This window comes from Sandaracinobacteroides saxicola (assembly GCF_014117445.1).
In the GTDB taxonomy this organism is placed as follows: Bacteria; Pseudomonadota; Alphaproteobacteria; order Sphingomonadales; family Sphingomonadaceae; genus Sandaracinobacteroides_A; species Sandaracinobacteroides_A saxicola.
This window is the reverse complement of the sequence record NZ_CP059851.1, coordinates 674612-696845: the sequence shown is the minus strand read 5'-3', so window position 1 is coordinate 696845 and position 22234 is coordinate 674612. Positions and strand designations below refer to the sequence as shown.

Below are 22234 nucleotides of genomic sequence, written 5' to 3'. Positions count from 1 at the left end.
CGGTTCAGATCCCCAGATTCTTCAGGCTCAGCGTGAACAGGAAACTGTTGCCGCGGCGGATGTTGATGTTGCTGACATAATCCCGGCGCCACGACAGGCCGAACTCCAGACAGTCGTCGAGGTAGGTGACGCCGACGCGGTGCCGGATCGGCTGGAAGCCGTCGTTCACCGTCAGCGGATCGTCGGCGCGTGACGTCAGGTCGACGATGATCGCGCCATAGACCGCCCAGAACCGCCCCACCGGCAGCCGCCCGCCCAACCGCAGCTCCTCATGGTCGCGCAGGTCCTCCAGGTTGATGTTGCGGTTGTACTTGAAATAGCCGACGGTGGCATAAGTCGAGCGCGTGCCGAAGGTGACGTCGGTCTCGTTGCGCCGGATCGCCAGATTCTCATTGTCGATGCGCACCCGCTGCGACAGCTCCACCCAGCGGCCGATGCGGATGTTGAACCGGCCGACCAGATCGGAAAAACGGTTCGAAAGGCCGGTGCCGTCCGGATACAGGTTGCCCTCGCTGGAAAAGCGATAGCTCTGCCCCAGCTGCGCGCTGGCGGCGAGGCCGGGCGCGTTCCAGGTCCAGGTCGCGCCATAGGTGATGCGGGCCCCACCCTCCCACCGGTCGAAGCCGGGGAAGCGGTTCAGGCTGAACAGGTTGATGTCTTCAAGGTCGATGGCGCGGGCATCCTCGTTCGGGATGCCGCTGTTCACGCCCGCCCGGCTGGCCACGAACTGGATGTGCGGCGTCAGCGTCTGCGTGCCGCCCCACAGCGCCCCGGCCAGCGGCCATTCGATGTCGGCCGCGACCAGCGGGATGGCCCGCGCCTTCCAGCCATTCTCCCCGGCATAGAGCGGCAGGTCGGCCAGCTCGCCGTTGCGGGTGTTGTACACGTCGCCGCGCACCAGCGCGGTCAGGGTGAGGCGCTGGCCGGCGGTGGACAGCCAACTGCGATCCCATTGCAGGCTCGCCAGCGCCCGCGTCATGTCCTGCCCGGCGGCGCGATGGATGTTCAGCGAGTTGACATGCAGCATCAGCGCGCCGCCCAGCGGTTGCAGCGGCAGCCGCCAGCGGAAATCCACCAGCGGCAGCGCCAGCGGCGTCGTGTCGGCGCGGTCGGTGGCACGCAGCCCCTGGAACGCCCAGCCCTGCACCGACAGATAGGATTGCCCCCCGAAATGCTCGAGGTTCCAGGTCGAGCGCAGCCGGTCGTCATAGCTGATCTGGTAGCGCCCCAGGAAATTGTCGTCGGTCGCCAGCCGGCTGGAAAAGGTGCTGCGCCAGCCGTCGCCGTGGTTCAGCTGTCCCTTGATGTCGAGATTGCCGCGGATCCGGTTGGCGGTATCAAGGAGGCTGACGCCGTCGGGCGCCAGCGTCTGCCCGCGCGCCCAGGTGATGCGGCCGCCGATCTCGATCGGCCCGGCATCGAACAGGTGGCGATAGCTGGCGCCCAGCACCGGGTTGACGCCGGTATAAAGAAAGGGTGTCAGCGTCAGGTCGCGGTTCGGCGCGAAGCTGATGAAATAGGGCAGCGAAACTTCCGCTCCCAGAAAACGGTTGAAGCGGACATCCGGTCCCAACAGGCCCGACCGGTTGCGGTCGAAATTGTCGGGGTGCGACAGCCCGGGCAGCGCCACCAGCGGAATGCCGAACATCTCCAGTCGCGCCTTCTGATAGGACACCAGGCCACGCGCCGGATCATGGACGATGCGCAGTGCCTTGATCTGCCACACCGGCCGCAACGGGCAGCCATTGGCATCGACCACCGCGCACGGGCTGTACACCGCCCGGTTCAGCGTCGTCACCTCATCCTTGCGAACGCCATCCACCGCCGCCAGCCGGCTGCCGTCCTCCAGCACCAGCAGGATGTTGCTGACGAACCCGTCCTTCAAACTGTCGGTCAGCGCGATGCGGTCCCCCACCACGCGGTTGCCGCTGGGGTCGACGATCAGCACCCGGCCATCGGCTTCGACCAGGCCGGTCTTCCGCTCCCAGCGCACCCGATCCGCCGTCAACCGCGTGCCGTCGCGCGTCAGGATGACATCGCCCGTCGCCGTGACAAGGTCGGCATTTTCGTCATAGGTCAGCAGGTTGGCGCTGAACTCGATCTCCTCGGCCTGGTTGGCCGCGGGCGGGGGCGCATCCTGCGAAAACCCCGGCGAAGCGCACGCGAGCAGCAGGGACAGGAAGAGCGGACGCATCACGGCATCAGCCATAGGCAGGCCCATCCGGTGCATCAACCGCAATTCAGAAGGGCAGGATGCGTCCTTCGCGGGTGTAGCGGATATAACCGACGTTGGCCCCCAGCCGCCAGCCGGCCCCCAGCCGCACCGGCACCACGATGATCCGGCCGCGCTGGTGGTAATTGGCACTGATGCCGCCGATCAGATAGGCGCGCCCCTCGACCGCCGGGAAACGCTTGAAGATGTCGTCGGTGTCGTCGAGGTGATAGACCAGCGTGAAGGTGCGCGAGGCATCGCCGCCCACGTCAAAGCCCAGGCTCGGCCCGGTCCAGTGGACGGTGCGCTCGCCTTCGACCTTGGAATAGAGCGTGCCCTTGCCATAGCGCAGGCCGACCCCGACCGCGCCCGAGCCCTCCCGCCCGACGATATAGGCGTTGGGCTTGCCGAGATCGATGAAGATCTTCTCGATGACGGCACCGACGCCCTTGGCACCCTTGCCAAAGGCACCGTCGGCCGCGGCGATGATGTCGTCCTTCTCATAGACAGCGCTGCCGGCGGGTTGGGACGGAACGGCAGCGGCGCCCGCCGCGGGGGCTGCCGGCGCGGCCGCCGGCGCGGGCGTTGCCGGCTGGGGCGCCGCCGTCTGGGCCAGGGCCGGGCTGGCGAGAAGCAGGGCGAGGAGGGCAGGGCGCATGGCTTCCTCTCGCCCAGCGAAGGTGAATCGAGGGTGAATCATCGGCGGCGAATCACGCGGCCGCCACCCCGTTGCGCAGGACTGGCAGGCCGGAAACCTCGACTTCGACCGTGTCGCCGGGGAACAGGTACAGCGGCGGCACCCGCTTGTCGCCCACGCCCCCGCAGGTGCCGGTGGCGATGATGTCCCCGGTCCGCAATTCGGTGAAGCTGCTGACATAGGCGATCAGCGTCTCGACATCGAACAGGATGCGGTCGACCGGTGTTTCCTGCACCACCTCGCCGTTGACGCGGGTCAGCAGCCGGTGGCGGCGATAATCCCCGAACAGCGCCGCCGGCACCGGGCTGTCGCCGATGCTGCCGCTGCCGTCGAAATTCTTGCCCGGCGTGAACTGCGCGGTATGGCGCTGCCAGTCGCGCACCGACCCGTCCATGAACGGCACCCAGGCCTCGACATGCGCCAGCGCCTCCGCCCTCGGCACATGGCGGCCCGGCCGGCCGATGATCAGCGCCAGCTCGCCCTCATAATCGAAGCGGTCGCTGTTCGGCGGCTTGATCAGCGGCTTCCCCGCCGGCACCAGCGACTGCGGCGTGCGCAGGAACAGCATGGGATGGGTGTCGCTTTCCTCCCGTCCCATTTCCGCCCGATGGTCACCATAGTTGACGGCGGCGCAGAAGATGCGGGCATGGGGTGGCGGGAAATAGGGCATGGCGCTGCCTAACCCGCGACCGCCAGCTGCAAAAGCTGTTTCTTCAGCGGCACCATCGCCGTGATCGCAGCGGGCATGGCGGCCCGAAAGGCGCGGTCGTCCACCCGCAAGCCCCCCGTCAGGCTGCCATAGGCGGGCAATACCAGCTTGTTCGCCGACAGCGCGAAACAGCGGCGCGACACCTGCCGCCCGGTGCGCAGCGCGATGCGCACCTTGGGGTGCCAGTGGCCGCTGATTTCCGCCCCCCCCTCCGCGGGGTCGGCGATGTGGCGCAGGCTGACGCCGGCAAGCCGCGCTTCCTCCACCACCCGTCCCCCCAGCCGGCCGGGCGCCAGGCCGTCATGATTGCCGCCGACCCAGGTCCAGTCCAGCTGCCGCAACAGCCGGTCGAGCAGCATCACCGCATCCCCCGGCAAGCGGCCGGGACCATCGGGATCGTGGAAACTGTCCCCCAGCGCGAACAGCCGCGTCGCCGCCGTGGCGGCGAGGGTGGACGCCAGCCGTTGCAGCGTGTCCAGGCTGTCATAGGGTGGCAGCGGCTGGCCGTGGGAGGCAAGCCAGCTCGCCTTTTCCAGGTGCAGGTCGGCCACCAGCAACGCCGATTCCGCCGGCCAGAACAGCGCGCCGCAGGGCAGCGGATACATGGTGGCCGATGCGAACGAAAAGGAAACACCGGGCATCGTCGCCCTCTATCGCAAGCGGCGCCGGCGCGGCAAGCCGAAATGCGGGGGCATTGATTTTCCCGCCGGAACCGCCGAACAGGGATCGGGGTCGGTGCTGCCAGGAGACGCGCGCCGATGAACGCTTCATCCCTTTCGCCGCAGGCGTGGCATGTCTCGGACAGGCCGCTGCGCCGGGCGCTCCTGCTGGGCGACGCGCTGGACCCGACGCTGCTGGGCGATCTCGACCTGCTGGTGGAAGTGGCGGAGGAGGGCGAGCCGGCGGGCGCCGCGCTGATGCGCAGCATGCCCGACCTGCTGATCCTGGACGCCGCCCGGATCGACGAAGCGCTGGCGGGCCTGCTTGCCGCGCCCCCCTGGCAGGCGCAGCCGACGCTGCTGCTGGTGGATGCGGCCACGGTGGACGCCGCGGCGGCGGTGCTGGGCATGCCCGCCGTGCGCTACCTGCCGCGTGACGCGACGCCGGGCACGGTGCGGTCCAACCTGCGGCGGTTCGGCGACCCCGGCAGCGTCGCCGACCGCGGGCACGGCGCGATGTTCGGCGGGCTGCTGCCGGAACCGGTGCCGGCGGGCCGCAAGGTGCCGGTCGATGCCGCGGCGATCCGCGCGCTGATCAAGGCGCGGCGGGTGCGCGCCGGCTTCTTTCCCCCCGACCTGTTCGCCGACCCCGCCTGGGACATGCTGCTGGACCTCAGCGCCGCGCGGCTGGAGGGGCGCATGGTCAGCGTGTCCAGCCTGTGCATCGCCGCCGCCGTGCCCACCACCACCGCGCTGCGCTGGGTAAAGCGGCTGTGCGACGAGGGCCTGCTGCTGCGGCAGGAGGATGCGCACGACCGGCGGCGCGCCTTCATCGTCATGGCGCCGGCGACCGCGGACGCCATGATGCACTGCCTGGAGGCGACCGGCACGGGCTTGTAAGCCGCGCCCGCCGGCGGCAAAGCGACCGGGCAGAATGCGGAGGACCAATGCCCAACATCGCCATCGTCGGATCGGGTCCGGCGGGTTTCTATGCCGCCGAAGCCGCCATCAAGCGGTTCGGCGACGCGGTGCGGATCGACATGATCGACCGGCTGCCGACTCCCTTCGGGCTGATCCGCGCCGGCGTGGCGCCGGACCACCAGTCGATCAAGGCGGTCAGCCGGCGCTACGACGCGACCGCCAGCGGCGGCCAGCTGCGCTATGTCGGCGGCGTGACGCTGGGCACGGATGTCGGCATCGGCGAGCTGCTGGAGGCCTATGACGCCGTGGTGCTGGCCACCGGCGCCCCGCACGACCGGTCCCTCGGCATCCCCGGCGAGGACCTGCCCGGCGTGATCGGCTCGGCGGCCTTCGTCGGCTGGTACAACGGCCATCCCGATCACGCCGGCCTCAACCCGCCCCTGGACGCCGGCGCGGTCTGCGTAATCGGCAACGGCAATGTCGCCATCGATTGCGCCCGGGTGCTGGCGAAGACCCGCGCCGAGCTGGCGGACAGCGACATCGCCGGCCATGCGCTGGACGCGCTCGCGGGCAGCGCGGTGCGGTCGGTGCACCTGGTCGGCCGGCGCGGGCCGCACCAGGTCAGCTTCACCCCCAAGGAACTGGGGGAGCTCGGCGAACTGGAACGCGCGACGCCGCTGGTCGATGGCGCGGACTTCCCGCCACCGGAGGCCGACGCCGCGCTGGAGCCGGGCCTGCGCAAGGTGCTCGCCCACCTCAGGGGCTTCGCCGCCCGCGGCCCGGACGCCGGCAAGCCGGTGCGCATCGGCTTCGACTTCTTTAGCCGGCCGGTCGCCGTGCTGGGCGAAGGCCGGGCGGAAGGGTTGCAGGTGGAGCGCACGCGGGTGGATGCCGATGGCGTCGCGACCGGCACCGGGGAGCTGCGGGTGATCCCCTGCGGCATGGTGATCCCCTGCATCGGCTATCGCACCGGCCCGGTCCCGGACGTGCCGTTCGATGCCCGGGGCGGAAAGTTCATGAACAGGGACGGGCGGATCGCCGACCGGCTGTGGTGCACCGGCTGGGCGCGGCGCGGGCCCAGCGGCACCATCGGCACCAACCGCACCGACGCCTTCGCCGTGGTGGAGGCGATGGCGGCGGAAACCGGCGAGGGCCGGCCCGGCGGCGCGATGCTCGACACCATCCTGGCGGCGCGCGGCGTGCGCGCCAGCGGCTATGACGGCTGGCGCCGGATCGACGCCGCGGAGGTGGCGCGGGCACGGCCGGGCGCCCCGCGCGAGAAATTCGTGACGCTCGACGCCATGGCGGCGGCGATGGGGGGTTGATTGTGCCGACCGGGGTGGGTATGGCCGCGCTTCGGTCCGGGGAATAGCTCAGCCTGGTAGAGCACTGTCTTCGGGAGGCAGGGGCCGGAGGTTCGAATCCTCTTTCCCCGACCACCGTGCCGCAAGCCAGTCGCCGCACGGCGCCTCAAGATGTCCCGGTCGCCTTCAGATGCGCCGTGATCTCGTCGAAAAACCGCTCCAGCTGGTTGAGCACATTCATCTTGAAGGCATAGTTCACGCCCGGCGAATTGCTCTCGATGATCGGGCTTTCATCCACCTTCGCGGCATAGGCGCGCGACAGCTCGGCGACATAATCCGGCGTCAGCCTGATATGCCCGCGCTCGTCCAGCATCCGCAGCTGCACCACCATCATCTGCCGCACCAGCATCTCCAGCGTGGTGATGCGCGCCACCGTCACCACCGGGTCCAGCTCGATCTCCTCGCCCGCGTCCTCCGCCATCACCAATACCTCATCGCCCAGATCGACCCGGCCACACTGGCGATGATCAGCAGCCAGAGGAACCCCACGATCACCGCGCCCGCCGTGCTGATCGGCCGCGCCGTCGCCACCTCCGCCGCCGCCAGATGCTCCGCCCACAGCGGCGCCGGCACCAGCCGCATCGCCAGCCAGATGCCGAACGGCACGATGATCAGGTCGTCCAGCCAGCCCAGCACCGGCACGAAATCCGGGATCAGGTCGATCGGGCTGAACGCATAGGCCGCCACGAATCCGCCCACCAGCTTCGCCATCAGCGGCGTGCGCGGATCGCGCGCCGCGATCCACAGCGCATGCGCGTCCCGCCGCAACCGATGCCCCGCCGCCCTCACCCGTTCCCTGATGCTCATGCCCGCAGTCTAGCGGCCACAACCGGCAACCGCTAGGCACCCGCGATGCCCATCCTTTCCGCCCGCATCGACCGCTTCGCCACCAAAGCCGCCTTCACCATCAGCCGCGGCGCCAAGCATCATGTCGACGTCCTGTCCGTCACCCTCACCGACGGTCGCCACCAAGGCCATGGCGAAGGCACCGCCATCTATTACCATGGCGACAGCGCCGAAGCCGCCCTCGCCACGGCACAATCCGCCGCGCCGGCGCTGGCCGCGGGCGCCACCCGCGCCGACCTCCTCACCCTCCTCCCCCCCGGGGCCGCCCGCAACGCCATCGATGCCGCCCTCTGGGACCTCGAAGCCAAACAGAGCGGCCACCGCGTCTGGCAGCTGCTCGGCCTCCCCCGGCCCCGGCCGCTCCTCACCGCCTACACCATCAGCCTCGGCACCCCCGCCGCCATGGCCGCCGCGGCGCACGCCGCCCGCCACCGCGAACTCCTCAAACTGAAACTCGGCGGCGAAGGAGACCGCGACCGCGTCTCCGCAGTCCGCGCCGCCGCCCCCGACGCCCGCCTGATCGCCGACGCCAACGAAGCCTGGGGAGCGCTCGACATCGAGGCGGAAACCCACGCGCTCGCCGCCTTCCATGTCGAGCTGATCGAACAGCCCGTCCCCGCCGGCCAGGACCATCTGCTCGATGGCGTCCGCCCCGCCATCCCGCTCGCCGCCGACGAAAGCTGCCACACCCGCGAGAGCCTGGACGCCATCGTCGGCCGCTACCGCTTCATCAACATCAAGCTCGACAAGGCCGGCGGCCTCACCGAGGCCCTCGCCCTGCTCCACGCCGCCAAGCAGCGCGGCCTCGGCGTCATGACCGGCTGCATGCTCTCCACATCGCTCGGCATCGCCCCGGCCTTCATGATCGCGATGCAGGGCAGCCACGCCGACCTCGATGGCCCCCTGCTCCTCGCCACCGACCGCCCGCATGGCCTGCGCTTCAGCGGCAGCGACGTCGAGCCCCCGACAGTTGAACTTTGGGGCTGAACGGCTATCAACGCGCCGCCATGTTCCACCTCGCCCAGATCAACATCGCCCGCTTCCGCCTGTCCCGCGACCATCCGGCGAACGCGGACTTCATCGCCGCGCTCGATCCGGTGAACGCACAGGCCGACGCCGCCCCGGGATTCATCTGGCGCCTGGTCGGCGACGGCAATGACGCCACCGACATCGAAGTGCTGCCGAACGACCCCAACCTCATCGTCAACATGTCGGTCTGGACCGACCTCGACGCGCTCGCCGCCTACGCCTATCGCCAGCCCGACCATCTCGCCATCATGCGCCGCCGGCGGGACTGGTTCGAACCCGGCTCCACCCGCGTCGCGCTCTGGTGGCTCCCCGCCGGCACGCTGCCCACCGTCGCCGAGGGCATGGCCCGCATCGCCCACCTCGACCGGCACGGGCCGACGGCGCACGCCTTCGGCTTCCGCACCCCCTTTCCCGCGCCAGACGGCACCCCCGCGCTCCCCGTCCTCGACGACTGCGCCTGATATTTCCCAGGAGCTTGCATGACCGCCATCGCCGACCTCATCGCCCGCGAAATCCTCGACAGCCGCGGCAACCCCACCGTCGAGGTGGATTGCATCCTGGAAGACGGCAGCATGGGCCGCGCCGCCGTTCCCTCCGGCGCCTCCACCGGCGCGCACGAAGCCAATGAAAAGCGCGACGGCGACAAATCCCGCTACGGCGGCAAGGGCGTGCTGAAAGCGGTCGCGGCGGTCAACGGCGAGATCGCCGACGCGCTGGTCGGTGTCGATGCCGAGGGGCAGGAGGAGATCGATGCCAGCCTGATCCAACTCGACGGCACGCCAAACAAGTCCCGGCTGGGCGCCAACGCCATCCTGGGTGTCAGCCTCGCCGCCGCTAAGGCCGCCGCCGACGCCCGCGGGCTGCCGCTCTACCGCTATGTCGGCGGCACCCGCGCCCGCCTGCTGCCCGTTCCCATGATGAACATCATCAACGGCGGCGCCCATGCCGACAACCCCATCGACTTCCAGGAATTCATGGTCATGCCGATCGGCGCGGAAAGTTTTGGGGAGGGCCTGCGCTGGGGCGCCGAAATCTTCCACACGCTGAAAAGGAAACTGCACGACCGCGGCCTGTCCACCGCCGTCGGCGACGAAGGCGGCTTCGCCCCCAACCTGTCGTCGGCGACCGAAGCGCTCGACGTCATCCTCCAGGCCATCGAAGCCGCCGGCTACCGCCCCGGCGAGGACATCGCCTTGGCGCTCGACTGCGCCGCCACCGAATTCTTCAAGGACGGCACCTATGACATGACCGGCGAGGGCCGAAAGCTTTCCCCCGCCGACATGGCCGGCTTCCTCGCCGAGCTCACCGCCCGCTACCCGATCATCAGCATCGAGGATGGCATGGGCGAGGATGACTGGGACGGCTGGAAGGCGCTCACCGACGCCATCGGAACCAAGGTGCAACTGGTCGGTGACGACCTGTTCGTCACCAACAGCGCGCGGCTGCGGGACGGCATCGCCCGCGGCGTCGCCAACTCCATGCTGGTGAAGGTCAACCAGATCGGCACGCTCTCCGAAACGCTGGACGCCGTCGAAACCGCCCACCGCGCCGGCTACACCACGGTGATGAGCCACCGCAGCGGCGAGACCGAGGACGCGACCATCGCCGACCTCGCCGTTGCCACCAACTGCGGCCAGATCAAGACGGGTTCGCTGAGCCGCTCCGACCGCCTCGCCAAATACAATCAGCTGCTGCGGATCGAGGCGGAGCTTGGCACCACCGCCCGTTACGCCGGGGGTGCCATCCTGCGCGCTTGACCTTATTTTGCATGATTGCCGGTTGACGCGGCGAATCACCCGTGATTCTGTGGCCGTGATGACGCGCCACCCGCTCTTCGACCTGCTGTCGCGCGCCGCCCTGCCGGCGGCCTGCATCCTGGTGGCCGCCTATTTCCTCAGCCATGCCACCTTCGGCGCCGCCGGCCTGCTGTCGCTCGGCAGCATCCGCCAGGAAAGCGCCGCGCTCCAGGCGCGCAAGCAGCAGCTGACCGCGGAGCGCGACGCCATGCAGCGCCGCATCGACCTGCTCGACCCGCGCAAGGTCGACCCCGACTATGCCGACGAGCTGGTGCGTCAGCAGCTCGGCGTCGTCCGCCCCGACGAGATCATCGTGCCGCTGGAATCCGAAAAGCGCCAACCAATCCGGTAACATGCCGTGCCGGTTTTACGTATGCGCACCCCGCACCATGGCGCTTGAAATCGCTGCGCCGCCGCTTCATGAGCGGGGGAAAGCATTTCGGGAGTAAATGGCGTGCCAAAAGCCTCACCGGTCAAAGCGGCGACAAAGGCAATACCGGATCGGTTCGATGCCCTCCCCGAACCCGTCCGCCACGAGACCAACGTCGCCGAATATCTCGAATTCTACCGCATGATGCTGCTGATCCGCCGCTTCGAGGAGAAGGCCGGCCAGCTCTACGGCATGGGCCTGATCGGCGGTTTCTGCCACCTCTACATCGGCCAGGAAGCCGTCGTCACCGGGCTGCAATCGGCGATCCAGCCCGGCCGCGACAGCGTCATCACCGGCTACCGCGACCATGGCCACATGCTCGCCTGCCACATCGACCCGAAGGTGGTGATGGCCGAACTGACGGGCCGCGCCGCCGGCATCAGCCGCGGCAAGGGCGGCTCCATGCACATGTTCAGCGTCGAACATGGCTTCTACGGCGGCCACGGCATTGTCGGCGCCCAGGTGTCGCTCGGCACCGGCCTCGGTTTCGCCCACAAGTATAAGGCCGATGGCGGCGTGGCGCTGACCTACTTTGGCGACGGCGCCGCCAACCAGGGGCAGGTCTATGAAAGCTTCAACATGGCAGAGCTGTGGAAGCTGCCCGTCATCTTCATCATCGAAAACAACCAGTACGCCATGGGCACCAGCGTCAACCGGGCGAGCGCCGAGGACCAGCTCTACCGTCGCGGCGAGAGCTTCCGCATCGAGGGCATGCAGGTCGATGGCATGGACGTGCTCGCCGTGCGCGGCGCGATGAACAGCGCGCTCGAATGGGTGCGCGGCGGCAAGGGGCCGATTCTGCTCGAAATGAAGACCTACCGCTATCGCGGCCACAGCATGTCCGATCCGGCCAAATACCGCAGTCGGGACGAGGTGCAGGCGATGCGCGACAAGAGCGACCCCATCGACAATGCCCGCGCCGACATATTGAAACGCGGTTTCGCGGATGAAACGGCGCTGAAGGAGATCGAGAAGGTCATCCGCGCCCAGGTCGCTGAAGCCGCCGATTTCGCGGAACAGGCCCCCGAACCCGACCTTGCCGAACTCTATACCGACGTGCTGGTGGAGCGTTACTGATGGCCGACATCAAACTCCCCGCCATGTCCCCCACCATGGAGGAAGGCAGCCTCGCCACCTGGCTGGTGAAGGTGGGCGACGTGGTGAAACCCGGCGCCGTCATCGCCGAAATCGAAACCGACAAGGCGACGATGGAGCTGGAATCGGACGAAGGCGGCACCGTCACCGAAATCCTGGTCGAAGCCGGCACCGACGGCGTGAAAGTCGGCACCGTGATCGCGCGGATGGCGGCAGAAGGCGAGACGGCAGCACCCGCAGAACCGGCAGCCGCCCCGGATCCCGAGCCCGCCGCTGCGACGCCTGTTGCCACCTCCGTCAACGCCAAACCCGCCGACAGCCCCGCCAGCCTCGCGACAAACATCGCGCCCCAACCATCCGCCGCCACCTCCCCGCCCCGCGCAGCGGAGAGCGGGGAGGTCGACTCGCGCGCTAGCGCGGCGGGTGGGGCTCCCACCCGCAAACAAACCGTCCGCGAGGCGCTCCGCGACGCCATGGCCGAGGAAATGCGCGCCGACGACCGCGTCTTCGTGATGGGGGAGGAAGTCGCGCAATACCAGGGCGCCTACAAGGTCACCCAGGGCCTGCTCGACGAATTCGGCGAGCGCCGCGTGGTCGACACGCCCATCACAGAGATGGGCTTCGCCGGCCTGGGCGCCGGTGCCGCCATGGGCGGCCTCAAACCCATCGTCGAGTTCATGACCTTCAACTTCGCCATGCAGGCGATCGACCACATCATCAACAGCGCCGCCAAGACCAATTACATGTCCGGCGGCCAGATGCGCTGCCCCATCGTCTTCCGCGGCCCGAACGGTGCCGCCAGCCGCGTCGCCGCGCAGCACAGCCAGAACTATGCCGCCTGGTACGCCTCCGTCCCCGGCCTCATCGTCATCGCCCCCTATGACGCCGCCGACGCCAAGGGGCTGCTGAAAAGCGCCATCCGCTCCGAAGACCCGGTCGTTTTCCTGGAAAATGAACTCCTCTACGGCCACAGCTTCGAAGTGCCGGAAGGTGAGCATGTGGTCCCCATCGGCAAGGCCCGCCTGATGCGCGAGGGCCAGCACGTCACCCTCGTCAGCTATTCGATCGGCGTCGGCATCGCGCTGGACGCCGCCAAAACGCTGAGCGCCGAAGGCATCGAAGCCGAAGTCCTCGACCTCCGCACCCTCCGCCCGCTCGACACCGCCGCCGTGCTGGCGTCGCTCAAAAAAACCAACAGGCTCATCGTTGTCGAAGAAAACTGGCCCACGTGCAGCATCGCCAGCGAGATCATCGCCCTCTGCATGGAACAAGGCTTCGACGACCTCGACGCCCCCGTCCTGCGCGTCACCAACAAGGACGTCCCCCTCCCCTACGCCAACAACCTCGAAAAAGCCGCCCTGGTAAAGGCCGCGGATGTGGTCGCCGCCGTCAAATCGATCTGTTGAGCTGCTGCTATGTGGCCATTTCGCAGACGAAAGTCGAACGCAGACGACGCAATCAGAGTGATGAGACCGATGGTGGAACGCGCTTGCGACCGCTGGGACTATTTCTGCAAAACCTTGCCGTTTCGTGATGACGTTGATTTAGGGGCGAGAATCACAAGTTTTTGCGTGCCAGCGTTTGAAGGCATGCGAACGCAGGTCAAAGAGCTCAGAAATGCTCCAGATGAAATTCTTTTGATGATTGTCTTGGCAGGTATAAGGCGCTCAAAATCCCATACCATAGACGAGATTGTTGCCGCCGTAACGCCGCCGGGGGGAGACGCGAATGCTATTCGCACGGCGATTGAAGCAATGCCGGAGTAAAGCCATGCCCATCACCATCACCATGCCCGCCCTGTCCCCCACGATGGAATCGGGCACGCTCGCCAAATGGCACATCAAGCCCGGCGACAGCGTCAAATCCGGCCAGATCATCGCCGAGATCGAAACCGACAAGGCGACCATGGAAGTCGAAGCCGTGGACGAAGGTACCGTCACGGCCCTCCTGGTCGAGGAAGGCGCCGAGGAGGTCAAAGTCAACACCCCCATCGCCACCCTCGCCGAAGAAGGCGAGGACAGCTCTCCCCCTGCAAGGGGGAGCGACTCGGTGCAGCCGAGCGGAGGGGGTGTCACCCTCCCCGCAAAGGCCCCCCCACCCCAACCAACACCCACCTCGACAGAACCCAGCAAGGTGGAGCAACCAACGCCCGCAAGCGCACCAGTCGCTCCTCCCCTGCGCAGCGGGGGAGGTGGCACGAGCGCAGCGAGTGACGGAGGGGGCACGCGCCCCATCGCCTCCCCCCTCGCCCGCCGCATCGCCCAGGTCCGCAACATCGACCTCGCCACCCTCACCGGCACCGGCCCGGGCGGCCGCATCATCAAAGCCGACGTCGAAGCCGCCACCGCCCGCCCGGCCCTTGCTATCGTCAGCGCTCAGCAAGCCGCTGAAACCGCACCAGTCTCTCCCCCGGCACGGGGGAGCGACTCGCCAACGGCGAGCGGAGGGGGCAACACTATCACCGCATCCACCCCAGCCCCCACGGACGTCCCCCACGACACCCTCAAACTCAGCAACATGCGCAAGACCATCGCGCGCCGCCTCACCGAATCCAAAACCACCGTCCCGCATTTCTACCTCACGGTCGATGTCCGGCTCGACGCCCTCCTCAAACTCCGCGCCGACCTGAACAAGGCGCTCGAACCGCAGAACATCAAGCTTTCCGTCAACGACCTGATCGTAAAGGCGCTCGGCCTCGCCCTCCACGCCGTGCCGGACGCCAACGTCAGCTTCGCCGGCGATTCCCTGCGCAAATTCCACCGCGCGGACATCTCCGTCGCCGTCGCCATTCCCGGCGGCCTCATCACCCCCGTCATCCGCGACGCCGGCAACAAACGCCTCTCGGCAATCGCCACCGAAATGAAAGATCTCGCCGCCCGCGCCAAGGAGGGCAAGCTGCAACCGCCCGAATACAGCGGCGGCACCGCCAGCCTCTCCAACCTGGGCATGTTCGGCATCAAACAGTTCGACGCCGTCATCAACCCGCCGGAAGGGTTGATTCTTGCGGTCGGCGCCGGCGAAAAACGCCCCTATGTGGTGGACGACGCGCTGGCCATCGCCACCGTGATGAGCGCCACCGGCAGCTTCGACCACCGCGCCATCGACGGCGCCGTCGGCGCCCAGCTGATGAGCGCCTTCAAAACCCTGATCGAAGCGCCACTGGGGATGCTCGCTTGAACGCTGAACTTGACTCCCACGCCTTGTTGCCACATATGTGTGCACAAGGAGCAGCTGCATGATCCAGGTCGGAATTCGCGAGTTTCGCGAGCGTTTCAGCGAGATGGTGCACGGCGCGGAGCCGGTGGTCATCACCAACCGCGGAAAGCGCCTGGGCCGCTTCATTCCCGAGCGACGTCCGGTTCCTGCTGAAGTCGCTGCGGCCGCAGTGCGCGACATCGAGGCTTATCAGGCATCGCTGCGCGCACACGGGATCGAGCCGTACGACATTCTCGCCGACCTTGGCCTTGACCCGTCAGGAGCACCACTCGCCGACGGCAAGCCGTGAGCGACCTCATCATCGACGCCAACATCCTGCTGGGCTCGCTGTTCGGAACATCGATGCGAATGCTGAGAGATTTGAACGACCGGGGCTTCGCGCTGACAACGCCGGCCGCACAGGCCGAAGAAGTCGCCACCGTTGTGCCTCATGTGGCGCGCCACAAGGCAGTGCCCATGCCAAACCCGTCCATCCTGTGGTCGCTGGTGTCCGTGACCGGCCAGGAGGATTATGCGTCCTTCCAAACCCAGGCCATGGCGCGCCTTGTCGGCTGCGCGCGCGACAAGGATTGGCCCCTCCTCGCCCTTGCCATGGCGTTCAATGCCCCGGTCATGACCCGCGATCGTGACCTGTTCGGAACGGGCATCGTCACCTGGCTGCCCGAAAACATCCGATATGCAGAACCGGAGACTGTGTAATGCCCGCCGAACCCTTCGACCTCATCATCATCGGCTCCGGCCCCGGCGGCTATGTCGCCGCCATCCGCGCGTCGCAGCTTGGTCAGAAGGTCGCCATCGTGGAGCGCGAGCGCCTTGGCGGCATCTGCCTCAACTGGGGCTGCATCCCCACCAAGGCGCTGCTGCGCACGTCCGAAATCAAGCACTACATGGACCACGCCAGCGCCTACGGCCTCACCGCGGACAAACCCAGCTTCGACCTCGCCAAGGTGACCGACCGCAGCCGCAAGGTCGCCGGGCAATTGAATGCCGGCGTCAAGGGCCTGATGAAGAAGAACAAGGTCACCGTCGTTGAAGGCGTCGCCACCCTCGCCTCCGCCACCACCGTCCAGGTCGGCGAGCGCACCCTCACCGCCCCCAACATCATCATCGCCACCGGCGCCCGCGCCCGCGAACTCCCCCACCTGAAGGCCGATGGCGAGCGCATCTGGACCTACCGCCACGCCATGGTCCCGCCCGCCATGCCGACAGACCTCTTGGTCATCGGCAGCGGCGCCATCGGCATCGAATTCGCCAGCTTCTATTCGGACATGGGCGCAAAGGTCACCGTCGTCGAAATGCTGGACCGCATCCTGCCCGTGGAGGATGCCGACATCAGCGCCTTCATGGCCAAGGCGCTGACCAAACAGGGCATGACGCTGCGCACCCAATCCAGCGTCGAAAAGCTGGAACCCGACGCCGACGGCGTCACCGCCACCATCAATGGCGAAGCATCGCGCTTCAGCCATGTCATCATCGCCATCGGCATCGCCCCCAACACCGAAAATCTCGGGCTCGAAGCCCTCGGCGTAAAGACCGACCGCGGCCACATCGTCACGGACGAATGGGGCGCCACCACCGTCCCCGGCCTCTGGGCGATCGGTGACGTCACCGGCGCCCCCTGGCTCGCGCACAAGGCCAGCCACGAAGGCATCGTCGCCGTCGAACGCCTCACCAACCAGCCGCACGCCCACCCCATGGACAAATCCAACATCCCCGGCTGCACCTATTCCCGCCCCCAGGTCGCCAGCGTCGGCCTCACTGAAGCGAAGGCCATCGAGGCCGGCCACCAGGTCAAGGTCGGCCGCTTCCCCTTCATCGGCAACGGCAAGGCGATCGCGCTCGGCGAGGCGGATGGCATCGTCAAGACCGTGTTCGACGCCAGCACCGGCGAGCTGCTGGGCGCCCACATGGCCGGCGCCGAAGTCACCGAACTGATCCAGGGCTATGCCATCGCCCGCCAATGCGAGGCGACCGAGGAAACCCTGATGGCCACCATCTTCCCCCACCCAACGCTCAGCGAAATGATGCACGAAAGCGTGCTCGACGCCTATGGCCGCGTCATCCATCTGTAGCTGGCATTGAAAAAAGCATCAAATGGTGCCATTTGATATGCGAAGCGGAGAATTGACATGCGTACAACTGTCACCCTGGATGATCGGCTGATCGAACGGGCCGCGGTCTATTCCGGTCTCAAGGAAAAATCGGCGGTCATCAATGAAGCCTTGCGGTCCTATGTGGCGTGGCAGGCCGGACTCCGGCTGGCAGCGCTGGGCGGAACGATGCCCGACCTGGAAATCACCCCGCGAAAGCGACCATGGGACGAGTTCGGCGCTGACAGCGAGCCTTTTGCTTGATCCTGGCCGACACGAATATCTGGCTCGTTCATTTTCGTCAGCCGGATGCAAAGCTGACCGAACTTGTCAGCAATCGTCAACTTCACGTCCATCCGATGGTGCTGGGTGAAATCGCCGTCGGGCCGATCATAGGACGCGATGACGTGCTGACCATGCTCGATGAACTCCCGCGATGCGAAACCGCATCGCATGAAGAGGTGATGCAATTTATCGAATCCGTCCCGCTCCATTCCCGCAAACTCAGCTACATCGATGTGCATCTGCTTGCCGCAACGATGCTCACCGCCGGCTGTCGCCTCTGGACGCGCGACCGGCGGCTCCTCGCCGCAGCCGGTCTGCTGAAACTCGGCGCCGACTTGCCATGAATTTTACTCAACTCGCCGGCCGGGGGGTTGAAGGCCGCCAGACACCTCCCAACCTTTCGGTCCACAGGGGACGTGTCATCCACGGGAGAGGGATATGTCATTCAAACTCATTGCCAATCTGCGCCGCCTGCACCTGAAGCTCGACCATGAAATCCAGGCCGAACGGGCGCGTCGCCTGCCCGACGCCGTCCGCCTCGCTCGGCTCAAAAAGACCAAGCTGAAGGTCAAGGACCGCATGACCGGCATCGACCGCAGCCTCGCCTTCGCCTGATGCGTCGCGCTCCGGCCCGTCAGCGGGCCGGAGCGTCAGCCAAGCGGAAACCCCGCGAACGCCTTGGTCCGGTGCATTGCCACGCTGCTCGTCACCCGCTCGATCTGCCACGGACCGGCCGTCCATTCCGCCGTCATCGCCCGCCACTCCGCCATGTCGGCGACCATGCAGGTCACCAGATAGTCGCTCTTGCCGCTGATCTCGGCGGCCTCCAGCACCCGCGGTTCGCCGCGCAGCATCGCCTCCACCGCCGCGAAATCCTCCGGCAGGTGCCGTTTCAGCGTCACCTCGCCATAGATGGTCAGCGCCGGCCTGATCTTCTCCACCGCCACCACCGCGCGATAGCCGGCGATCACCCCCGCCTCCTCCAGCGCCCGCACCCGCGCCAGGCAGGCGCTCGGGCTCAGCGCCACCCGTTCCGCCAGCGCCGCATTGGTCATCCGTCCGTCATTTTGCAACGCCAGCAAGATGCGCCGGTCGATCCTGTCCATGGAAACACCCTTCATTGCCGCAGAATCTGCGGTCGAAACCTCAGAATATCGTTACCGCTGCGCTGCGCTTTCTGGCAAGACCCATGCCCATGGACATCGGGGAACTCCACGACTGGCACATCCGCACCGCCTGCGCGTCGGACGTGGACGCGCTTTACGCGCTGGCGCAGCTGACCGGCGGCGGCTTCACCAACCTGCCGCCGGACCGCGACGAACTGGCGCTGCGCATCAACTGGTCGCTGGAAAGCCTCGCCGCCGCCCTCGATGGTCCGCAGAACGAGCTCTACATGCTTGTCCTCGCCCATCGCCGCACCCAGGAAATCGCCGGCACCGCCTGCCTGTTCAGCCGCGTCGGCGTCGAATGGCCCTTCTACAGCTACAAGCTCACCACCCTTTCCAAACAGAGCAAGGAACTGGGCCGCACCCTCTCCACCCAGGTGCTGCACCTGGTGAACGATTATGACGGCGCCAGCGAAGTGGGCGGGCTGTTCCTGCACCCCGCCCGCCGCACCGGCGGCCTCGGCCGGCTGCTGGCGCGCAGCCGCTACCTGTTCGTCGCCCGCCACCGCGCCCGCTTCGGCGACCGCATGATCGCCGAGCTGCGCGGCGTCATCGACGAAACCGGCAACAGCCCCTTCTGGGACGGTCTCGCCGGCCGCTTCTTCGGCATGGACTTCCGCGAGGCCGACAAGTTCAACAGCCTGCACGGCAACCAGTTCATCGCCGACCTGATGCCCAAACACGCCGTCTATGCCGCGCTGCTGCCCGAAAGTGCCCGCGCCGTCATCGGCCAATGCCACCCCGCCGGCCGCGCGGCCCTCGCCATGCTGGCGAAGGAAGGCTTCGTCCACAACGGCTATATCGACATCTTCGATGGCGGGCCGACGGTGGAATGCGCGACCGACCGCATCACCAGCGTCGCCACCGCGCGGCGCGCCACCGCCCGCGCCGGCAGCGCCGCCGGCGAAGCCCGCCTGGTCGCCGCCGGCGAAGCCGAACGTTTCACCGCGCGCGTCACGCTGGGCATCGCCGACGGCGACACGCTGCGCGTCCCCGCCAGCGCCGACCTTGATGGACAGGATGTGTCGCATGTCATCTTTTAACAGCTTCGACCCCTGCACCGGCGAAACCATCTGGCAGGGCGCCATCGGCGACGCTGCCGCGGTCGCCGCCGTCGTCACCCGTGCCCGCGCCGTCCAACCCGCCTGGTGGGCCGCCGGCCTCGACACGCGCATCGCGGTCGCGCGCGCCTTCAAGGCTGCGGTCGAGGAGCAGGCCGACGCCTTCGCCCGCCTGATCTCCCGCGAAACCGGCAAGCCGCTGTGGGAAACCCGCACCGAGGTCGCCAGCACCGCGGCCAAGGTGGACATCAGCATCACCGCGCTGAGGGAACGCACCGGCGAACGCAGCAGCGCCGCCGGCGCCGCCACCCAGGCACTCCGCCACAAACCGCACGGCGTCCTCGGCGTGCTCGGCCCGTACAATTTCCCGGTGCACCTGCCCAACGGCCACATCGTGCCCGCCCTGCTCGCCGGCAACGCCGTGGTGCTGAAACCCTCCGAACTCACCCCCGCCACCGCCGATTTCATGGCCGCGCTCTGGGCCGCCGCCGGCCTGCCCCCAGGCGTCCTCACCGTCATCCACGGCCTCGCCGACACCGGCCGCGCACTCGCCGGCAGCGATATCGACGGGCTTCTTTTCACCGGCAGCGCCCCCACCGGCTCTGCACTCGCCCGCCAGTTCGCGGAAACCCCGCACCGCATCCTGGCGCTCGAAATGGGCGGCAACAACCCGCTCCTCGTCTGGGACCTCGATCCCGCGCATCTCGACGATGCCGCCGCCACCATCGTCCAGTCGGCCTATCTGTCAGCCGGCCAGCGCTGCACCTGCGCCCGCCGGCTGATCATACGCGATGGCGCCCACGCCCACCTTATCGACCGTGTCGTTTCACTGATGGAACGGCTGCGCATTGGTGAACCGTTCGCCGACCCCCAACCCTTCATGGGCCCCGTCATCGACAACCGCGCCGCCACGCGGCTGATGTCGGCCGCCGCCACCATGCCCGGCACGGTCATCCGCCCCCTCACCCGCCCTGACCCCGACCGCCCCTTCCTCACCCCCGCGCTCATCGACGTCACCGGCACAAGCCAGCCCGACGAGGAACATTTCGGCCCCCTCCTCACCGTCACCCGCGTTGCCGATTGGGACGAGGCCATCGCCGCCGCCAACAACACGCGCTTCGGCCTCTCCGCCGCGCTGCTCGGGGGCGACCGCGCGCGCTACGATGATTTCTGGGCTAAGAGCCGCGCCGGCATCGTCAACTGGAACCGCCCCACCAACGGCGCCGCCTCCAACGCGCCCTTCGGCGGCATCGGCCTCTCCGGCAACCACCGCCCCAGCGCCTATTATGCCGCCGATTATTGCGCCTGGCCGGTCGCCAGCATGGAGTCCGAAACCCCGGCCGCCACCATCGGCACAGGGCTGATCTGATGCGCGAACTCAATCTCGATGGCCTCGTCGGCCCCAGCCACAACTATGCCGGCCTCAGCCTCGGCAACCTCGCCGCCACCAGCAACGCCGGTGCCACCAGCGCGCCGCGCCGCGCCGCGCTCCAGAGCCTCGGCAAGATGCGGCGCCTCGTCTCCTTGGGCGTCCCCCAGGGGCTGCTCCTCCCCCACCGCCGCCCCAACGCCGCCTGGCTGCGCGGTTTCGGCTTCACCGGCAACGACGCCACCGTGCTCGCCACCGCCGCGCGCGAGGATCCGCCGCTGTTCGCCGCGGCAACGTCTGCCAGCGCCATGTGGACCGCCAACGCCGCCACCGTCTGTCCGGCGCCGGACAGTGGCGATGGCCGCACCCATTTCACCCCGGCCAACCTCGCCACCATGCCGCACCGCGCGCAAGAGGCCGCCTTCACCCACGCGCAACTCCGCCTCGCCTTCGCCGACCGGCAGCATTTCGCCGTGCACGCGCCCATCCCGCCCTGCTTCGGCGACGAAGGCGCCGCCAACCACATGCGCCTTGCCGCCACCCACGCCGACCCCGCCACCCAGGTTTTCGTCTATGGCGAAGCGGGTGGCGCCTTCCCCGCGCGCCAGCATGTCCGCGCTTCCCAGGCCGTCGCCCGTCAGCACGGCACCCGTGATGCGCTGTTCGCCCGCCAGGCCGACATCGCCATCCAGTCCGGCGCCTTCCACAATGATGTCGTCGCCGTCGCCAACGAGTCTGTCCTGTTCGCCCATGAAACGGCATTTCACGACCGCAACGGGCTCGTCGCCGCGCTTCAGGCCCGCGTCCCCGGCTTCACCCTCGTCGAAGCCCCCGCCGCCGACGTGCCGCTCGCCGATGCCATCGCCAGCTACGTCTTCAACGCCGCGCTGGTGAGCCTGCCCGACGGCATGGCGCTGTTCCTCCCCGCCGAGGCCCGCGAAACCCCCAGCGTCTGGGCCTGGCTGCAACGCGTCGTCGCCGACCCCGCCAACCCGATCACCCACCTCCACATCCTCGACCTGCGCGAATCGATGCGCAACGGCGGCGGCCCCGCCTGCCTGCGGCTGCGCGTCGCGCTGTCCGATGCCGCGCTCGCCGCCGTGGACCCGCGCTTCCTGGTCGACGACGCCCGGCTCGACGCCCTCGAACGCCTCGTCGAAACCCATTGGCCCCAGGCGATCAATCCATCCGACCTCGGCAACCCGTCGCTCTGGGCCGATACCGCCGCGGCCCACGCCGCCCTGCTGGACCAGCTGCAAATCCCCGCCGACGCGCTCCGCTGCTGAGAA

27 protein-coding genes and 1 tRNA gene are annotated in these 22234 nt (G+C 68.0%); 21 read left to right on the top strand and 7 right to left on the bottom strand.

Translation table 11 applies throughout. From position 1 onward, the window contains the following. Window positions 1–4: 4 nt before the first annotated feature. Genes H3309_RS03480 through pdeM form a run of 4 tightly spaced genes read right to left on the bottom strand, consistent with a single transcriptional unit; the run spans window position 5 to window position 4223 of the window. A complete protein-coding gene (locus H3309_RS03480) occupies window positions 5–2194 on the bottom strand; it encodes an LPS-assembly protein LptD (protein ID WP_243453897.1) in 2190 nt (729 codons plus the stop codon). A 46-nt stretch (window positions 2195–2240) separates the two neighbouring features. Then, complete coding sequence (locus H3309_RS03475; RefSeq protein WP_182297393.1) at window positions 2241–2870, bottom strand: DUF1134 domain-containing protein; 630 nt, start codon at window positions 2868–2870, stop codon at window positions 2241–2243. A 52-nt stretch (window positions 2871–2922) separates the two neighbouring features. Then, a complete protein-coding gene (locus H3309_RS03470; RefSeq protein WP_182297392.1) occupies window positions 2923–3579 on the bottom strand; it encodes a fumarylacetoacetate hydrolase family protein in 657 nt (218 codons plus the stop codon). Between the two features lie 8 nt (window positions 3580–3587). Next, the gene (gene pdeM, locus H3309_RS03465; protein ID WP_243453827.1) at window positions 3588–4223 is read right to left on the bottom strand and encodes a ligase-associated DNA damage response endonuclease PdeM; all 636 of its coding nucleotides are present in this window, start codon (window positions 4221–4223) and stop codon (window positions 3588–3590) included. On the opposite strand from pdeM, the gene H3309_RS03460 reads away from it, so the two are divergent. From H3309_RS03460 to H3309_RS03445, 4 genes are all read left to right on the top strand, one after another. Beyond that, complete coding sequence (locus H3309_RS03460; RefSeq protein ID WP_182298890.1) at window positions 4222–4380, top strand: hypothetical protein; 159 nt, start codon at window positions 4222–4224, stop codon at window positions 4378–4380. The two genes, pdeM and H3309_RS03460, sit on opposite strands and share 2 nt — an antisense overlap. Next, window positions 4377–5177 (top strand): hypothetical protein, encoded by an 801-nt coding sequence (locus H3309_RS03455; protein WP_182297390.1) that lies wholly within the window; start codon window positions 4377–4379, stop codon window positions 5175–5177. The genes H3309_RS03460 and H3309_RS03455 overlap by 4 nt, the downstream gene beginning before the upstream one ends. 47 nt (window positions 5178–5224) lie before the next feature. Next, on the top strand, window positions 5225–6523 hold the full coding sequence (locus H3309_RS03450) for an FAD-dependent oxidoreductase (protein WP_182297389.1): 1299 nt from the start codon (window positions 5225–5227) through the stop codon (window positions 6521–6523). 37 nt (window positions 6524–6560) lie between these two features. Further along, window positions 6561–6637, top strand: a tRNA-Pro gene (locus tag H3309_RS03445). 31 nt (window positions 6638–6668) lie between these two features. Here the strand turns inward: H3309_RS03445 and H3309_RS03440 are convergent. Together H3309_RS03440 and H3309_RS03435 are read right to left on the bottom strand one after the other, a co-directional pair. Continuing rightward, window positions 6669–6983: a hypothetical protein gene (locus H3309_RS03440; RefSeq protein WP_182297388.1), complete on the bottom strand. Its 315-nt coding sequence runs from the start codon at window positions 6981–6983 to the stop codon at window positions 6669–6671. Continuing rightward, window positions 6983–7369, bottom strand: a complete 387-nt coding sequence (locus tag H3309_RS03435; RefSeq protein WP_182297387.1) for a YkvA family protein — start codon at window positions 7367–7369, stop codon at window positions 6983–6985. Before H3309_RS03435 ends, H3309_RS03440 begins: the two co-directional genes overlap by 1 nt. 45 nt (window positions 7370–7414) lie before the next feature. Between H3309_RS03435 and dgcA the strand changes: the two genes are divergently transcribed. From dgcA to H3309_RS03365, 14 genes are all read left to right on the top strand, one after another. Next, on the top strand, window positions 7415–8395 hold the full coding sequence (gene dgcA / locus H3309_RS03430) for an N-acetyl-D-Glu racemase DgcA (protein WP_182297386.1): 981 nt from the start codon (window positions 7415–7417) through the stop codon (window positions 8393–8395). Window positions 8396–8415: 20 nt separating this feature from the next. Beyond that, window positions 8416–8898 carry a DUF3291 domain-containing protein gene (locus H3309_RS03425; RefSeq protein ID WP_182297385.1) on the top strand — a complete coding sequence of 161 codons (483 nt, stop codon included), beginning with the start codon at window positions 8416–8418 and terminating at the stop codon, window positions 8896–8898. Between the two features lie 18 nt (window positions 8899–8916). Next, window positions 8917–10194 carry a phosphopyruvate hydratase gene (gene eno / locus H3309_RS03420; protein ID WP_182297384.1) on the top strand — a complete coding sequence of 426 codons (1278 nt, stop codon included), beginning with the start codon at window positions 8917–8919 and terminating at the stop codon, window positions 10192–10194. Between the two features lie 58 nt (window positions 10195–10252). Continuing rightward, complete coding sequence (locus H3309_RS03415; protein ID WP_182297383.1) at window positions 10253–10585, top strand: FtsB family cell division protein; 333 nt, start codon at window positions 10253–10255, stop codon at window positions 10583–10585. A 141-nt stretch (window positions 10586–10726) separates the two neighbouring features. Further along, on the top strand, window positions 10727–11740 hold the full coding sequence (gene pdhA / locus H3309_RS03410; protein ID WP_398400232.1) for a pyruvate dehydrogenase (acetyl-transferring) E1 component subunit alpha: 1014 nt from the start codon (window positions 10727–10729) through the stop codon (window positions 11738–11740). Continuing rightward, window positions 11740–13164, top strand: coding sequence for a pyruvate dehydrogenase complex E1 component subunit beta (locus tag H3309_RS03405; RefSeq protein WP_398399500.1), 1425 nt, complete (start codon window positions 11740–11742; stop codon window positions 13162–13164). Before pdhA ends, H3309_RS03405 begins: the two co-directional genes overlap by 1 nt. Window positions 13165–13224: 60 nt before the next feature. Then, the gene (locus H3309_RS03400; RefSeq protein ID WP_182297381.1) at window positions 13225–13524 is read left to right on the top strand and encodes a hypothetical protein; all 300 of its coding nucleotides are present in this window, start codon (window positions 13225–13227) and stop codon (window positions 13522–13524) included. A 4-nt stretch (window positions 13525–13528) separates the two neighbouring features. Beyond that, window positions 13529–14935 carry a pyruvate dehydrogenase complex dihydrolipoamide acetyltransferase gene (locus tag H3309_RS03395; protein WP_182297380.1) on the top strand — a complete coding sequence of 469 codons (1407 nt, stop codon included), beginning with the start codon at window positions 13529–13531 and terminating at the stop codon, window positions 14933–14935. Between the two features lie 58 nt (window positions 14936–14993). Continuing rightward, window positions 14994–15263 carry a type II toxin-antitoxin system Phd/YefM family antitoxin gene (locus tag H3309_RS03390; RefSeq protein WP_182297379.1) on the top strand — a complete coding sequence of 90 codons (270 nt, stop codon included), beginning with the start codon at window positions 14994–14996 and terminating at the stop codon, window positions 15261–15263. Then, entirely contained in the window at window positions 15260–15673 is a 414-nt protein-coding gene (locus tag H3309_RS03385) for a PIN domain-containing protein (RefSeq protein WP_182297378.1), read from the top strand. Before H3309_RS03390 ends, H3309_RS03385 begins: the two co-directional genes overlap by 4 nt. After that, window positions 15673–17046, top strand: coding sequence for a dihydrolipoyl dehydrogenase (lpdA, locus tag H3309_RS03380; RefSeq protein WP_182297377.1), 1374 nt, complete (start codon window positions 15673–15675; stop codon window positions 17044–17046). The genes H3309_RS03385 and lpdA overlap by 1 nt, the downstream gene beginning before the upstream one ends. A gap of 57 nt (window positions 17047–17103) precedes the next feature. After that, the gene (locus tag H3309_RS03375; protein ID WP_182297376.1) at window positions 17104–17328 is read left to right on the top strand and encodes a type II toxin-antitoxin system VapB family antitoxin; all 225 of its coding nucleotides are present in this window, start codon (window positions 17104–17106) and stop codon (window positions 17326–17328) included. Next, entirely contained in the window at window positions 17325–17693 is a 369-nt protein-coding gene (locus H3309_RS03370; protein WP_182297375.1) for a type II toxin-antitoxin system VapC family toxin, read from the top strand. The genes H3309_RS03375 and H3309_RS03370 overlap by 4 nt, the downstream gene beginning before the upstream one ends. A gap of 94 nt (window positions 17694–17787) precedes the next feature. Further along, a complete protein-coding gene (locus H3309_RS03365; RefSeq protein ID WP_182297374.1) occupies window positions 17788–17964 on the top strand; it encodes a YdcH family protein in 177 nt (58 codons plus the stop codon). 35 nt (window positions 17965–17999) lie between these two features. On the opposite strand, the gene H3309_RS03360 is transcribed toward H3309_RS03365, so the two are convergent. Then, window positions 18000–18455 carry an Lrp/AsnC family transcriptional regulator gene (locus H3309_RS03360; RefSeq protein WP_182297373.1) on the bottom strand — a complete coding sequence of 152 codons (456 nt, stop codon included), beginning with the start codon at window positions 18453–18455 and terminating at the stop codon, window positions 18000–18002. Between the two features lie 83 nt (window positions 18456–18538). Here H3309_RS03360 and H3309_RS03355 point away from each other — a divergent pair, with 83 nt between their 5' ends. From H3309_RS03355 to H3309_RS03345, 3 genes are read left to right on the top strand one after another with little or no spacing between them, the layout of a single operon-like run. Beyond that, window positions 18539–19558, top strand: a complete 1020-nt coding sequence (locus H3309_RS03355) for an arginine N-succinyltransferase (protein ID WP_243453826.1) — start codon at window positions 18539–18541, stop codon at window positions 19556–19558. Next, window positions 19545–20945: a succinylglutamate-semialdehyde dehydrogenase gene (astD, locus tag H3309_RS03350; protein ID WP_182297372.1), complete on the top strand. Its 1401-nt coding sequence runs from the start codon at window positions 19545–19547 to the stop codon at window positions 20943–20945. The genes H3309_RS03355 and astD overlap by 14 nt, the downstream gene beginning before the upstream one ends. Further along, on the top strand, window positions 20945–22231 hold the full coding sequence (locus H3309_RS03345) for an N-succinylarginine dihydrolase (protein WP_182297371.1): 1287 nt from the start codon (window positions 20945–20947) through the stop codon (window positions 22229–22231). Before astD ends, H3309_RS03345 begins: the two co-directional genes overlap by 1 nt. Window positions 22232–22234 lie beyond the last annotated feature (3 nt).